The organism is Bradyrhizobium sp. IC4060 (assembly GCF_020193715.1).
GTDB classification, from domain to species: Bacteria; Pseudomonadota; Alphaproteobacteria; order Rhizobiales; family Xanthobacteraceae; genus Bradyrhizobium; species Bradyrhizobium yuanmingense.
In genome coordinates this window covers 101,282-113,146 of record NZ_JADYVJ010000005.1, presented here as the reverse complement: position 1 = coordinate 113,146, position 11,865 = coordinate 101,282, and the positions used below count along the sequence as shown (strand labels likewise).

General features: G+C 59.4%; 13 protein-coding genes, 1 tRNA gene and 1 pseudogene. 8 read left to right on the top strand and 7 right to left on the bottom strand.

Going from position 1 to position 11,865, the window contains the following annotated elements:
- The first annotated feature begins 14 nt into the window (after window positions 1–14).
- A complete protein-coding gene (locus tag I6F16_RS18740) occupies window positions 15–422 on the top strand; it encodes a hypothetical protein (RefSeq protein ID WP_225114294.1) in 408 nt (135 codons plus the stop codon).
- Here the strand turns inward: I6F16_RS18740 and I6F16_RS18735 are convergent.
- Entirely contained in the window at window positions 419–1,273 is an 855-nt protein-coding gene (locus I6F16_RS18735) for a LysR substrate-binding domain-containing protein (protein WP_225114293.1), read from the bottom strand. The genes I6F16_RS18740 and I6F16_RS18735 overlap by 4 nt on opposite strands.
- 112 nt (window positions 1,274–1,385) lie before the next feature.
- Here I6F16_RS18735 and I6F16_RS18730 point away from each other — a divergent pair, with 112 nt between their 5' ends.
- On the top strand, window positions 1,386–1,808 hold the full coding sequence (locus tag I6F16_RS18730) for a 4-oxalocrotonate tautomerase family protein (RefSeq protein WP_036029153.1): 423 nt from the start codon (window positions 1,386–1,388) through the stop codon (window positions 1,806–1,808).
- Window positions 1,809–1,853: 45 nt separating this feature from the next.
- On the opposite strand, the gene I6F16_RS18725 is transcribed toward I6F16_RS18730, so the two are convergent.
- The gene (locus tag I6F16_RS18725) at window positions 1,854–2,567 is read right to left on the bottom strand and encodes a DNA helicase (RefSeq protein ID WP_225114292.1); all 714 of its coding nucleotides are present in this window, start codon (window positions 2,565–2,567) and stop codon (window positions 1,854–1,856) included.
- A 197-nt stretch (window positions 2,568–2,764) separates the two neighbouring features.
- Window positions 2,765–3,502 carry a lipoyl(octanoyl) transferase LipB gene (lipB, locus tag I6F16_RS18720; RefSeq protein WP_225114291.1) on the bottom strand — a complete coding sequence of 246 codons (738 nt, stop codon included), beginning with the start codon at window positions 3,500–3,502 and terminating at the stop codon, window positions 2,765–2,767.
- Between the two features lie 82 nt (window positions 3,503–3,584).
- Here lipB and I6F16_RS18715 point away from each other — a divergent pair, with 82 nt between their 5' ends.
- Both I6F16_RS18715 and I6F16_RS18710 read left to right on the top strand, forming a co-directional pair.
- Window positions 3,585–3,827 (top strand): FliM/FliN family flagellar motor switch protein, encoded by a 243-nt coding sequence (locus tag I6F16_RS18715; protein WP_018647371.1) that lies wholly within the window; start codon window positions 3,585–3,587, stop codon window positions 3,825–3,827.
- 196 nt (window positions 3,828–4,023) lie between these two features.
- Window positions 4,024–4,108, top strand: a tRNA-Leu gene (locus I6F16_RS18710).
- Window positions 4,109–4,305: 197 nt separating this feature from the next.
- Here I6F16_RS18710 and I6F16_RS18705 read toward each other — a convergent pair.
- Together I6F16_RS18705 and I6F16_RS18700 are read right to left on the bottom strand one after the other, a co-directional pair.
- A pseudogene (locus I6F16_RS18705) lies at window positions 4,306–4,424 on the bottom strand (SOS response-associated peptidase); the annotation flags it as partial.
- A 670-nt stretch (window positions 4,425–5,094) separates the two neighbouring features.
- Window positions 5,095–5,310 (bottom strand): hypothetical protein, encoded by a 216-nt coding sequence (locus I6F16_RS18700; protein ID WP_074448160.1) that lies wholly within the window; start codon window positions 5,308–5,310, stop codon window positions 5,095–5,097.
- A gap of 696 nt (window positions 5,311–6,006) precedes the next feature.
- Between I6F16_RS18700 and I6F16_RS18695 the strand changes: the two genes are divergently transcribed.
- The 3 genes from I6F16_RS18695 to I6F16_RS18685 all read left to right on the top strand — a co-directional run bounded on the left by I6F16_RS18695 (window position 6,007) and on the right by I6F16_RS18685 (window position 8,642).
- Window positions 6,007–6,252, top strand: a complete 246-nt coding sequence (locus tag I6F16_RS18695) for a hypothetical protein (protein ID WP_225114290.1) — start codon at window positions 6,007–6,009, stop codon at window positions 6,250–6,252.
- Window positions 6,253–6,535: 283 nt separating this feature from the next.
- A complete protein-coding gene (locus I6F16_RS18690; protein WP_225114289.1) occupies window positions 6,536–7,576 on the top strand; it encodes a serine/threonine protein kinase in 1,041 nt (346 codons plus the stop codon).
- A 37-nt stretch (window positions 7,577–7,613) separates the two neighbouring features.
- Entirely contained in the window at window positions 7,614–8,642 is a 1,029-nt protein-coding gene (locus I6F16_RS18685; protein WP_225114288.1) for a nucleotidyltransferase family protein, read from the top strand.
- A 146-nt stretch (window positions 8,643–8,788) separates the two neighbouring features.
- Here I6F16_RS18685 and I6F16_RS18680 read toward each other — a convergent pair whose 3' ends face one another.
- Complete coding sequence (locus I6F16_RS18680; protein ID WP_081493007.1) at window positions 8,789–9,175, bottom strand: H-NS histone family protein; 387 nt, start codon at window positions 9,173–9,175, stop codon at window positions 8,789–8,791.
- A gap of 716 nt (window positions 9,176–9,891) precedes the next feature.
- Between I6F16_RS18680 and I6F16_RS18675 the strand changes: the two genes are divergently transcribed.
- On the top strand, window positions 9,892–10,260 hold the full coding sequence (locus I6F16_RS18675) for an H-NS histone family protein (protein WP_036013596.1): 369 nt from the start codon (window positions 9,892–9,894) through the stop codon (window positions 10,258–10,260).
- A 62-nt stretch (window positions 10,261–10,322) separates the two neighbouring features.
- Here the strand turns inward: I6F16_RS18675 and I6F16_RS18670 are convergent, their stop codons facing one another.
- Window positions 10,323–11,792, bottom strand: coding sequence for an exopolysaccharide biosynthesis polyprenyl glycosylphosphotransferase (locus I6F16_RS18670; protein ID WP_225114287.1), 1,470 nt, complete (start codon window positions 11,790–11,792; stop codon window positions 10,323–10,325).
- Window positions 11,793–11,865 lie beyond the last annotated feature (73 nt).

Here is an 11,865-nt window from a genome sequence, read left to right as displayed (position 1 = left end):
AGAGCTGCTCTCGGGTGAGACGAGGCTGGTTCGGCGGATGCCTGACGGCAACGGCTGTTATTGAATTGTTTTTTCTCTTCGTGGTGGCATTGGTCGGCGTCAGGCGCTTCGCCGCCCTGTCCGTGTGGGACTTCGTCCTTGCGATCTTGATTGGCGTGCCAGCGATCCTGTTCTTCGTTTGCGTGCTCAGTGGCATACCTTCAGCCGCCATAATCTGGTTGAGCGAGCGTTTCTGCATCCGATCATTGCTATTCTTTGGTCTTGCCGGCGGGCTGGTCGGCGCCGTGAGCCAAACCGTACTGTTCCGCGGGTTCGACGGATCGAGCTGGCTCTTTGTCGTAGCCGGATGCTTCGCTGGAGTGGCTTACTGGCAAATCGCGGGACGATACGCAGGCGAGGAGCGCCTGCGGTCTCCGCACTAGGCCGCCGTCACACTTCGAAACGTCGCCGTCAGCGTGCGCAACGCTGCCAGCTTGGCGGGATCGCTGACCTTCGAATGCAGCATTACCTTCGAGCTGCCGAGCTTCGGCAGCTTGTGCGCAGGACCGATGTCCATCAGCCCGGGCGGCGCGATACGCCGCGCCAGCGGCGCGATCGCAAGCCCCGCTAGCGCGGCCGCGACCACCGCGGTGACGCCGCCGCCGACGAAGCGCTCGCGCCAGGAGATGCCGGCCTTGTCGAGCGCGCGCACGGCGACGGCGCGGACGCCACAGGGCGGGGCGAGCGTTGCGAGCGGCAACGGCTCCCCTTTCGGCAGGGTGAAGCGGCGTGCGGCGAACCAGCCGAACTCGTCCTCGGCCAATTTTTCGCCGCCGCGGCGGCTGCCTTCCTGGCGCACGATCACCGCATCGAGCTCGCCCGCATCGTAGGCATCCTGCATCTCGCGCGAGAAGCCGATGGTGACGGCGAGGGTGAGGTTGGACGACATGGCGTGCAGGCGCTCAAGTAGCGGCACCAATTCGGGGCCAGCGGCGTGATCGGAGATGCCGAGCGAGAGCGACTGCGCGGCCGGCGCGTCGCCCGACAGCGCGAGATCGTGTGCCGTCATCAACGCGCGGGCGCGATCGAGGAACGCGGCGCCATCGGCGGTAAGGCGGACTGCGCGCGGCGAGCGCTCGACGAGGCGCTTGTCCAGCAATGTCTCCAGCCGCTGCAGCTTGAGACTGACGGCGGCCTGCGTCGTGCCGAGCGCTTCGGCGGCGCGGGTGAAGCTCTGAAGGTCGGCGACCAGAAGGAAGGCCTGGACGGTGGCGATGTCGAGTGTGGGGTTCATTATAAATCATTATCACTGATATCAGGATAGATAAGATACCAAAATGACAGCGACAGGTCTAGTTTCTCCTCCAACGCCGCGCAACTTGCGCAGCTTATCGAGGAGAACGACAATGCCCCTGATCACCGTATCTTACACCACGTCCCGCCAGTCCCCCTCGCTGAAGGCCGATATCGCGAGCGCGGTATCCGAGCTCACAGCAAGTATCCTGCACAAGGATCCCAAGGTGACCGCGATCATCGTGAAGTCGGTCGAGGCAGGCGACTGGTTCGCTGGCGGCAAGTCGCTCGCCGAGCAGAAGCTCGCGAGCTACTGGATCGACATCCACGTCACCGAGGGCACTAACACCAAGGACGAGAAGGCAACCTATCTCGCCGCCATGTTCAAGCGCATGGCCGAGATCCTGGGCCCGCTGCATCCCGAGACCTACCTGCATGTCGACGAGGTCAAGGGCGACGCCTACGGCTTCGGCGGCCTGACCCAGGAGCGACGCTACATCGCAGGCAAGCTCGAGGTTTCGCTGCAGGCGGCGTGATGCGAGAGGCCGCGGGTGAGCCATCTCACCCGCGGCCTGCAGCCATCAGCTCGCCGCGCGGAATTGCACTTCGGCTTTGTTGATGAAGCATGTTTTGTCGAACAGCGTCAGGCCCAGCGGGTTGGGCAGGCGGACATCGCTGAGATCGGGGCAGGGCTTCGCTGCGGGATCATAGGATCGATCGATCTGCGAGATGAAGACGACGATCAGCCCCGTGTCGCGCGCGAACGACCTCAGCGCCCGCACCTGCACCGTCAGGTCGGGGTTTTCCCGCCTCTGATCGAGCAGTTGCAGATAGTCGATCACGACGAAGGTGCCGCGCGGCGCCGCTTCCATCTGCTTGACGATGTAATCGGCGCTGATTGCGTCCGAGCAATCCACCTCGAACAGCTTGTCGAACTGTGTGGGCTCCACGCCGATCGCACGGAGGCGGTCCAACACATCTCGCTCGGTGTACTCCAGTGAGAAGAATGCGGCGCGATGGCCGGACTTCATGGCTTCGACGGCAAGTTCGAGGCTCATCAACGTCTTGCCCTGGCCGGGACGGGCCCCGACCAGCACCAAATCGCCCGGCCGGAACTGCGCGAACAGTTTGCTCGCCGGCGTCAGTGCGGCTGCTTTCGCCGCGAGCATGCTCCAGGCGGAAAAGCCCTCCGTCGCAGCGATGCGGTCAAGCGCGTCGTGGAGCGGAATGCCGGCCTCGCGGGACAGGCGCCTGGCCTTGCGCTTCAGATGGTAGATGGGCGCAGACAGTTTCATCGTCAAAACCTCCCATTGCGAGCATGGATCGCAACCCCTCCTTATGCCTGGCGCTCGAACAGGCGGCCGATGATCAACTCGCCCGGCATGAGGTCTGCTTTCCCGGCGGAGGGAGGAGGCGTGGGCGGCACCGAAATGAAGCGTAGCTGATTCCGCGACGGGCGGAGAGCGGCGCGGTCGGCTCAACAAAAAAAGTATTAGACTGCCGCTTCCGGCAGCAGCGCGCGGGTCGGTCCGAACAGCTCTTCGAACGCCTGCCTGAGCGCGATGTCGACGTCGGCCATGGTCACGAGCTGGCCGAGATCGACCAGCGAGGTGACGCCGTAACGGGGGTCGACGACGCCGCAGGGCACGATGCCGGCGAAATGCGACAGCTCCGGCTCGACATTAATGGCGATGCCGTGAAACGAGACCCAGCGCTTCAGGCGGACGCCGATCGCCGCGATCTTGTCTTCGTGTCCAGGTCCCTTGTCGGGCCGCCTGACCCAGACGCCGACCCGGTCCTCGCGCCGTTCGCCGCGGACGTTGAAGGCGGCGAGCGTCTTCAGGATCAGCTCTTCCAGGCTCGCGACATAGGCCCGCACGTCCGGCCGGCGGCGCTTGAGGTCGAGCATGACGTAGGCCACGCGCTGGCCGGGTCCGTGATAGGTGAGCTGCCCGCCGCGCCCCGTCGCGAAGGTCGGGAATCGGGAATCGAGCAGATCGCTTTCCTTGCCCGAGGTGCCGGAGGTGTAGAGCGGGGGATGTTCCAGCAGCCAGACCAGTTCAGGGGCCTCGCCCGCGGCGATCGCCGCGACACGCGCCTCCATGGCGGCCACGGCCTCCAGATAGGGCACCGGGGCATCCGAAATCCGCCATTCGACGACTTCGCCGCCTGCGGCGGAAAACGACGTCAAATCGAGGTCTTGGCGGTGGCTTTCAGGGGAATTAACCATTGGCTAACCATAACGTGGTGATCATCTCTGGAGCAAATGAAGAGTCCCAAGTCCCAAGTCTCAAGTTGCGGCGGTCCTGACAGTGCCCACTCTCGACAAAGTCACCGTGGATCTCATGGTCGTCCTCGGGACGACCACGATGCCGATCCATCAAGTATTACGTCTTTCCCGCGGCGCCATCATCGAGCTGGACGCAACTGAGGCCGACGAAGTCAAGGTGCTCGCCAATAATCTGCCGGTCGCCTCCGGCGTTGTGCTGGTCGACCGCAACAGAATCGCGGTCGAGGTCAAGCAGATGCTGCCGCGCTCGCCGGGGACGCGGTAGGCCCCCGGTCACACGGGACCGGGCAAGCGGTAGCGGCCTGGGTATCCTATAAGGCCGATCTCCTGGGGAAGGGCGGCGTTTTTCCTGCCAAGCTTGTGGAATTCAGGGCTTTTGCAGGCTTGTATCCCCCTGATGGATTTGTTAGATCGGCGCCGCTGATCCGGCCGCCCGAACGACCTCAGGCCGGCATCTCCTAGCGCTCGTGGCGGAACTGGTAGACGCGCTGCCTTGAGGTGGCAGTGGGTAACACCGTGGGGGTTCGAGTCCCTCCGAGCGCACCACAATTTGCAAATCGCTGGCGGGTTGCCCACCGTGGCGGTGAATACGAGTGTGCAAGAGCCGTCGAAAGTGAACGCAAGCTCACTGTGTGGCTTGCTCGTTGCCCTCAAGATTTCACCCCCCATCCTAAGTAATGATGAGTTTCAGCGGAGAGCCGGCCGCAATGATCCCACGCCTGTCGGGCACGTTGCGGACGATTGGGGGCGGGGTAATCCGGGAAAATGCCTGGCATGCTCAGTTGCCGACGCTGCTGTTGAGCTCGCCAAACAAGCGGCGGATCGCGTCCACGTTCTTCGTCATCGAGTAGAGGTTGCACACGTTCAGGTCTCGGGAGGTGTCTGGCGAGGACGGTTGTCAGTTGCGGGTTTGGCATGCGCCAGCTCGCGGGTCGGTCAGACATACCCAGCCAGAACATAATGGGAACGAAAGAGGCGATACGGTCGCTCGTTATCGTTCTCCTCGCCCGTTGGGCATCGATGAAGCGGTCCTACACTAACGGGGATCCAGAAGAGCGCTTGCAATTCCATGCTGGCCTTCAACTCCAGGGAGCATAGTCGTCACAATTGCCCCTGAACTGCGGATGCCTTGCGTGCGATGTCTCATGCTCGGCGGCCTCGGGCGCGCGATGCCGACGATGATCGTCGTCTCTGTCCCGAGCGCCGTGCTTCCGCCCTTCTTACTCTCTCGCGGAGCCGCCTCAATTGGGCCAGCAGGCTGACGAGCTCGATTCTTGTGTCACGCAGAACAGCCAGGCTGGAAATCCCACTACTCACTACAACACCCCCAAACAGGCCTTTGCCGAATTCGTGACGGAAGCTCGGATTTGTGGCGACGTGCCAACAACGTCTAAGCGATGGCCACCGGGGGCGTCGGTTCGTTTTACGACAATGCGCGAAAATATTCTAAATGGTTGCAATGCATTGCAACAGCAACGCGCTATCGGAAGGGGAATATCAACACACTCTCCGAAGCGCGCGCGTCATTTGCATCAGCACGTTGGCGCTGTACGAGCTACCTCTACTGTTCTGACGATCGGCTCCTCGACCCAGGCCTCGCGGGCAAACCAGTTGTGATTGGCCCGACAGTCCGGACAAAGAGTATTGCCGAAAAACACGATGCTTCGCAGGAAAGTCTCACGATCGGATTTGATGCCGGTCGGAATCGCGCGGCCGGATTGCGGACACTTGACCATGATCATGCCCATACGAGCCTCCCTGAAACACGTATTTGTCGAGAAAAAGGGCCGGCCGGCTGGAGTGCGCTCTCGTCGGTGCGGGTGACTTGGGGGGCATCGCACCTGGGGTCGTTGTTCGAGCAAAAGGGCAGCTTGCTCGTGACGACGCTTCTCCAACCGACCGGATTCCTGCTTGGCGAATTCTTGGGATAGCTGCGGGCTTTCGCCGCAACTCTGAATAATGTCCGACCTCAACCGAACGCTTCTGGGAGGCGCCTAATAACCGTCATGTCGAAATACCCGCGACTTCGTGTCGAACGTTCCCCCTGCGACAAAACCATCAATTTCCTCTCGACGGACAGATCAGCCAACCGCATCACTGGTGTCACTCCCCTCGGTGCAGTCAATTAACTATTCTCTTTTTTATTATTTGTGCAATTAAAACTCGCCTTGTCGGTCTGATTTACGACTCTCGGCTGATTTATTTTTTTGCGCGGCGCGATGCATTACCGAAAAACGTCAGTCCCTTTTCTCGTAGGCTTCTGCAGGCCACCATTCTCAAGTCGGTTCGGCACGTGGTTGCGCTTTGTCACGGTATTGAATGCTCGCCCGAGGTTCAAATATGAAACAAATTTTGATTATAAGCAAAATCTGCAAATCTCGTTGGTTAATTGCTGCCGATCACGTAAGGTACACTCGTCCAGGTTTCTTCGGCTGGAGGAGACAATGTGGGAATTAATTCTTAACGAGTGCAACCTCACCTCGGAGACGCTGCAGCTGGCTCAGATGCGCGCAGAATTGGTCAGCATTGGCGAGAAGGAACGCATTCTAAGAGAACGGAGTGCCGATCGCGAAGCTTATCGGTACCTATTGGATGCTCATCGGTCGATCGCCAGGCCGAGCCTCATGGGAGAGCAGGGGTTGAACATTTCTCCTCAAGACGGGGGCAAGGACGGTCAGCTCGCGGCATGACCAGCCGGATTGACATGTCCAAACGAGCCGGACCGGTGGCGTGTGTTCGGGTGAACGAAATCGCAGGCGCCGCAGACCGGGCTAGATTGAGTCTCGCAGGTGGCGGCGGGTCCGCTTGTCCGGTGCCGCGACAACATCGCATCCCGGAGGCTGTCGCCGCCTCGCCGGTACAGGCGAGGCAGAATGGTTCACATTGGTGGAAGCCGTGCTGGAAAGATCGTCGGCAGAGATAGTATTGAGACCGGCTCCGGATGCAGTATTCGCGCTGGTGGATGGTCGACCAATGATCTTCAGCGAAGCGGGGCAGAAGATTTTTGAACTCGACCGAGTAGGGGCATTCATCTGGTGCAAGTTAGGGGAAGGCTCCTCGCTTGGAGACATTTATCGGGGGCTTGCGGCGCAAGGCATTGACGAGCACACGGCACGCCAGTTCACGCGACGGGTCGTAGATGTCTGGGTCGATCGAGCGTTGCTCGAAGTCGATTGGCGAATGCCGACCGATTGCGCCTTCTCAGCTCATCTGGGTCGCCACAGAATAGACATCCGGGCTGCAAATCCGGACCTCTTGAGGCGGCTGCTGTCGCCATTCAGTGTGTCGGACCAGAGTGCCGGCGCCGACGGCGACATCGCGATCGAGGCAATGATGCTGGATGAACAAGTGTTCTTGCGCGCAGAAGATTCCAGCATTTCCAGATGCGAAGTCGATGCACTAGCCCCTACGATCAAAGCTCACGTCACCGAGCGGCTTATTCGAAACATTCGCTGGGTGTTCTCCCTTCATGCCGCTTCTCTCGTGAACGACGGCATGGGCCTGTTGTTATGCGGCCATCCGGGAGCAGGAAAGTCTACCCTCACATTGCAGCTGGTGGACGCCGGATTTCGGTACGCTGGCGATGACGTCGCGCTGGTTGGCGGTGACGGAACGATCTGCGGAGTCCCGTTTGCGCTCACCCTCAAGGAAGGATCGTGGGACTTGCTCTCGCGACTACATGGCGACCGCTACGATGCGACGCATTGCCGCTCCGACGGCGTTCGGGTGCGGTACGTACCCATTCCTGATGCGCAGAACGAAAGCTTCTCCGCAGGCTGGATCATCTTCTTGAACCGGGTCGCGAGCGGTCCGACCGAACTAACCGAAATAGATCGTTTGGATTCAATGAGGCGGCTCATCGAGCACGCATTCGCCAGCGATGGTAGACTGTCGCAGACTGGCTTTCTTGCTTTAAGGCGGATTGTCGCGGGTGCGCAATCGCTTCAACTCACCTACTGCGAGGCCGGAGAGGCTCGGCGCCTGCTTGTGGATCTGTGCAATGGCAAGGCATAGCAGCGCGGTCAGGAGCCTCTGCGATTGCTTGCGAGGCGTGCCGCCCGTCGACGTAGAGTGGACGTCCGTAATCGGGCTCGCAAATCAGACCCTGACGACGCCGGCGCTCATCGACTTTGTCGACAAATTCGCGTCGGTGCTGCCGGAGGACGTCTGCGCCTATATTCGCCATATCCACCGCCGAAACGGGCTGCGCAATAACCGCCTCGTCGCTCAACTCGAAGAGGCCGTCGTTGCGCTGAACGGTCATGGCATTACGCCGGTCCTACTCAAGGGGGCTTCGACACTGGCGACCACGCCCGAGGCGCGAAGAGGTGTTCGGATAATGTCCGATCTGGATATCATGGTCATGCCGGACGAGGCCAGAACGGCTGTCGCCGCGCTATCTGGAATTGGTTACGATATCCATTACCAGACCCCTCCCGAAAGCCATAGATGGTATGCCGATCTGAATCGCCCCCAGGATGTCGGGTCCATCGACCTGCAGCAGGCAGCTCCAGGTCCTGCGTACCTCTACCAGAACTTCGGGCATGCGCTGAACCATTGTATTCCTGCGCCGCTCGGACGGGCACGCGTATATATCCCCACGCCAACCTTCCAAGCGCTGATGTTGATCATCCATGACCAGTTTCAAGACTATGGTTATTGGCTCGGCGACCTCGACCTGCGGCACCTTGTTGAATTGCGCGACCTAAGCCATTCAGCCGAGCCTGTCGATTGGGAGAAGCTTGCCTCTCGTGTCTCGGGCGACTTGATGAAGAACGCGGTTGAAACCCAGCTGATCGCCGTTGCCGAGCTACTTGGCGTCGATATTCCACACGCGTTGCGCTCCCGACTGATTCCTCGCCTGCAGTTCATGCGTCAGTTGATGCAAGCACGCTTTCCGGCTACGCGCGTGCCTCTCCTGGCGATGAGCCTTCTGGACTTCAGAAACTACCGCAGAGAGGCAACTATCGTCTCGACAAAAACAGGGGCGAACCGAGGGGGATTGTGGACTGTGCCAAGAGCTAGCACCTTACGACTTCTTTTGAACGCGACGACCGCAGCTCGTGCGGGCAAGGTCTAAGGCCAGCGAACGTCATCGCTTTCGCGATTGAGGCGTCGGTTGGCCAAGCGGGTTTTCGATCCGCCGCCTGTTCGAGGTGGAATTCGCCGCTCGGGACGCACGGTGGAAATTCCCAGCTCAATGCGGTGTGTCCGACTTTCGCGCATCTAGGAATGCTCTCGACCACCAGCATTCCGTTCGGACGATTCACCGTTCTCGGGGATCTTGAACTCCTCGAGCGTGTGGCCCGATTGCAGGGCGGCAACGAGCCAGCGGGGCTGCTTACCACGTCCGGACCAAGTCTCTGTTGGCTGAAGCGGATTGAAGTATTTCGGCACGACCTTCGGGTATTTGCGACGAGGCGGCTGGCCTGTTCCCGCCTCAGTCGCCCCGCTTTCAGCTCCGCCGAGTTGATCCGGCTGGTTGAGCTGCGCAAGACGCTTTTCTAGCTCTCGCTTTTCGGCGGTGATCTTTTCGGCGAGAATCTTTGTCAGCTCCTCGTGAAGGAGCCAAAGTTCCTCAAAATCCATGGCTTCGAGATCTTGCCTTCGCATTAGCATTTCTCGACACCGTTCGACTGACCCGTCGTCATCCAGCCATTCTTCGTCCGAGTGACAAATGAATGTTTGACCAAATCAGTGCTCAAATTGACCATGCAATAAATCTATTATATATTATTTAATAATTAATGCGACGATTATTTTATTAATTGATCTTGGTGGCAAAGAATCTTGCGAAGATGCGTAGAGGAGGCATGGTTTGATCGAGTATCCTCTTGAACGTCTTCAGGATTCAGTCGGCCGGTTTGCGGCTCCGTCGACCGTGTTGTCCGATATCCGGGCCCTGAGCTTCCAAATCGAGCTCAGACGGCGCGCGCTGAAGGATATTGGGATTATTAGCTGCCGTTTGCGTCTCTGGGGAGGCCGCAAGGCGGTAGGCCAGCCGAGGCTTAACAAAAGCAGTCCGGCGCGTCAGCATCTAATGCTGCGGCGTGGCAGGTCCCTGACGGGATCGGCTCATATGCCATCTCTGATGGGGCTTGAGCAGTTCCCGCGCGGTGATTAAGCAAATAGATGTGCGCATCTCCTGTCCGCGGTTAAATTGTGCGGATCGCTCATTTTCCCGGCTTGATTATTAACGTGGACCCAGTTATCTGGAGCGCCAGTTCCAGTTCGGTTCCAAACATTCTTCTGGGATAATCGGGCTCTCTGTCTTGATTAATATATCGACAGAGGCAATATTGGGTTGGGCGCAACTACACGGTGAGATCATGGCGGCTAAGAAACTTGAGTTAGAAGCGATGTCCCTTGACGATCTCTGGTCGCTTCATGAGGAAATCAGCGGGATCCTGTCTGACCGGATCAAGGCGGAAAAGAACGAGCTGGAAAAGCGCTTAGCGGCACTTGGGGGCGGGATGGCTGTTTTGGCGGATTCGAGCCCGGCAGGCGCGTCTTCGACCGGCAAGCCGAGACGCAAATATCCTCGGGTGCTGCCGAAATATCGGAATCCGCAGACGGCCGAGACCTGGTCGGGACGTGGTAAGCGGCCGCGCTGGTTGGTTGCCGCAATGAAGTCTGGCCGGAGAATTGAAGAGTTTCGCATTGGCGAAGCAAGTCCGAAGCTTCGCCAGCGCGCGTGACTAATCGGTAATTGGCAGGAGTGTAAGGGCCAATAAGAGGCGCTACTCGCATGATCTGTGCTCTAGTAGGCATTGCGCCCTCGCAAGACCTCTACCGGAGTTCGCAGGAGGATTGCGAGATCCAACCCAAGACTCCAGTTGTCGATGTACCAGAGATCATATTGGACACGTGTTTCGACCATGACTGCTGTGGGAGTGGCGCCCCGGCAGCCATGGACTTGAGCCCAGCCAGTCAATCCCGGCCTGACCCGGTGCCGAAGCGCGTAGTTTCGCACAAGCTTGTCAAATTCACTGTCGTGAGCCACGGCGTGAGGACGCGGGCCCACGAGCGACATGCTGCCATCGAGAACGTTTAGCAGTTGCGGCAATTCATCGAAGCTCATTCGGCGCAGCCATTTGCCGACGCGGGTAACGCGTCGATCGGCGCGGTTGGCCTGAAGGATTACGGGCCCGTCCTCGAGCACACGCATGGTCCGGAATTTACGGATCAAGAAGATTCGGCCGTTAAAGCCACAGCGTTGCTGCCGAAAGAATACAGGACCCGGGGAATCTAACTTGATCGCCACCGCGGTGAGCGCAAGCAGCGGGGCGAGCATCACCAATGCGAGGCCCGCACCGATAACGTCAATCGTCCGCTTGATCGCGCACTCCAGCGGTGTGAGGGGGCCACGCTGGAGCTCTACACAAACGGCGCTTCCAAGACTCCGCTTGGGGTGTCGAAGCAATTCGGATGTCGTGCCAACGGGCACGAATATAATCGGGAAGGGCAAAACGCGCAGATCGGCAACAAAGGCTCGCAGTTCGGGCCATCGCTCCGGTTCAGCTTCCACCACCACCTGATCAAGATGGCAAGTGCGGATGTAGTCGATGACGCGCGTCGTGAGCCGCCTTCGGCAGGCAGGACCGAAGCCTAACGGAGGCAAGCTGAACCGTTTCTTGACGAGATACCCGTGCATCGACAAGGTCTCGGACAATCCCACGTTCTTCGCCAATGGTTGATCGCTGATCAGAACAATGTTTGTAGTGGCGAACCTCCTGCCGCTCAGGGCCCTTCCGAGAAGCACCTTGACTCCCCACCGTTCGCCCAAAAGTAAGCTCAGGCCCAAGACGGCGAAGAGCAGGCCTGGGTGCTGAGAGGTCTCCGGGGGAATTGCGAAGCCGTACACCGCCAAGATGAAAAGTACTGAAGACATCCAAGCTAAACAGACCGCGCGCATCTGGTTTCGGAGGACGAGGAGCTCAACCGGCTGATAAAGGCCGTAGGTCTTCAGCAGGCAAACGAGACAAGCTGCGCTAACCAGCGCCAAGCCAAGGGCGTTGGCTAAGTTGGCCGCGGCTTGCCCATACTGAGCGTGGTAAAGCAATGTAGAGACGAGACTGGCAAACAGAATAGTCGCAACATCAGCACCGAGCACCACGTGCTCGACCGCGTCATAACGGAGGGGCCATTTGGGCTCGCGGAATACCGTCGGTTCGGGACTGAGGCGATCCGTAACCTCCCGATTGGGGAAATGTCGGTTCACGAAATTCATGTGCCGGGGGCTCTGCGATTTAATATTTAATTATTTATTAATTAATCGCGCTTATCAAGCAAAAACCCAGGTT

Excerpts from the sequence above, each read along its gene's own strand:
- I6F16_RS18735 (WP_225114293.1), bottom strand. The coding sequence starts at position 1,273 with ATGAACCCCACACTCGACATCGCCACCGTCCAGGCCTTCCTTCTGGTC.
- I6F16_RS18730 (WP_036029153.1), top strand. The coding sequence starts at position 1,386 with ATGCCCCTGATCACCGTATCTTACACCACGTCCCGCCAGTCCCCCTCG.
- I6F16_RS18725 (WP_225114292.1), bottom strand. The coding sequence starts at position 2,567 with ATGAAACTGTCTGCGCCCATCTACCATCTGAAGCGCAAGGCCAGGCGC.
- lipB (WP_225114291.1), bottom strand. The coding sequence starts at position 3,502 with ATGGTTAATTCCCCTGAAAGCCACCGCCAAGACCTCGATTTGACGTCG.
- I6F16_RS18700 (WP_074448160.1), bottom strand. The coding sequence starts at position 5,310 with ATGGGCATGATCATGGTCAAGTGTCCGCAATCCGGCCGCGCGATTCCG.
- I6F16_RS18695 (WP_225114290.1), top strand. The coding sequence starts at position 6,007 with ATGTGGGAATTAATTCTTAACGAGTGCAACCTCACCTCGGAGACGCTG.
- I6F16_RS18690 (WP_225114289.1), top strand. The coding sequence starts at position 6,536 with ATGATCTTCAGCGAAGCGGGGCAGAAGATTTTTGAACTCGACCGAGTA.
- I6F16_RS18680 (WP_081493007.1), bottom strand. The coding sequence starts at position 9,175 with ATGCGAAGGCAAGATCTCGAAGCCATGGATTTTGAGGAACTTTGGCTC.
- I6F16_RS18675 (WP_036013596.1), top strand. The coding sequence starts at position 9,892 with ATGGCGGCTAAGAAACTTGAGTTAGAAGCGATGTCCCTTGACGATCTC.
- I6F16_RS18670 (WP_225114287.1), bottom strand. The coding sequence starts at position 11,792 with ATGAATTTCGTGAACCGACATTTCCCCAATCGGGAGGTTACGGATCGC.